A 1,164-nucleotide genomic window follows, 5' to 3' on the forward strand; every position below is an offset into this window, starting at 1 on the left:
ACGTTGCCGTGCTCGTCGCGGCGGGCGAGGACCGGGGTGATGACGCCGTTCTCGCGGATCGACGCGATGAAGTCCTTCGTCAGCGGGGCGCTGGTGCGGACGTTCGCCTCGATCACGAGGGCGGTCGGGTCGATGTGCTGAACGGTCCCGGTTCCGGTGGTGATAGTCACGATGGTTTCTCCTCAATCGGTGTGCGACCATGAAGGTGACGAGTCCCGTGGTTCTAGACCAACTACGGGGCTTTTGTCGTCTTCCTGATCGTTTTTCTTTGCCTCTCCGGCGAGTGAAAACCAATTGAGTGGAGTCGGCGGAGTGACGGCTCTCTCGGGCGAAATAAGGGAGCATGCGACCGCGTCCGAGAGAGACGGCATGCAGCCGACGGAGCGAGATAGGTTGAAACCGCGGAGAGGTGAAGAAAACGGGTAATCCGGCCGCGTAGCGGCTCCCGCCGGCGGTGCTCCGTCACCGCTGCGCGAGCGCAGCTCGCGCCCCCGATCGGGGAAACGGGTGTGGCCTTCGCCGTCTACGCGACCGAGACTGCGGGCTGTGGCACTGTGTGCAGATGATGATGTGGCGTGAGACGGCGTCAGCCGAAGCGCAAGAGGATCTCGACGGCCTGCTCGACCTGACGATGACCCGCGCAGTCGAAGCTCTCGGAAAGCGCGGTGAGCTCGGCCCGTTCTCCGCCTCGATCGACACCGACGGGCGCAGCGTTCTGAGCATGGTGGAGCCGGCGCCAGGACAAGGGAACAACTCGTCCCAGGCGGACCTCGACGAGCTCCGGCGTGCAAGCAGAGAGAACCGGCAGTCGTTACGGGCGGTCGCATACGTCAGCGTGGTCACGATCAGCGGGAGCGGTGACGCCATCCGAGTCGAGTCAGAACATCGGGAAGGCATCGCGCTGGTGGTCCTGGTTCCCTACACCCGACTTCGTCTCCGCAAGCAACTGAAGCTCGGCGAGATGCGCCTGCAAGCCGGCGTAGCCGACATCTGGGCGCCAAAGGTCTGACTTCCTCGCGACCGATGACCACGCATGACCGCGTGTCCCACGAGGAACGCGATGCCGAGCGCGAACCAGGCCAGTAACCAGACGAGCAAAGGACCTGCCGCGTAGCGGCTCCCGCCGGCGGTGCTCCGTCACCGCTGCGTGTGCGGAGCTCGCGC

Annotated in this window: 1 protein-coding gene; it reads left to right on the forward strand. The window is 64.9% G+C overall.

All coding sequences use genetic code 11. The annotated features are described in order from the left end of the window. The first annotated feature begins 562 nt into the window (after nt 1-562). Complete coding sequence (locus C5C95_RS17035; protein WP_146082886.1) at nt 563-1,009, forward strand: hypothetical protein; 447 nt, start codon at nt 563-565, stop codon at nt 1,007-1,009. The last annotated feature ends 155 nt before the right edge of the window (nt 1,010-1,164 follow it).

This window comes from Rathayibacter sp. AY1B7 (assembly GCF_002932735.1).
Taxonomy (GTDB): Bacteria; Actinomycetota; Actinomycetes; order Actinomycetales; family Microbacteriaceae; genus Rathayibacter.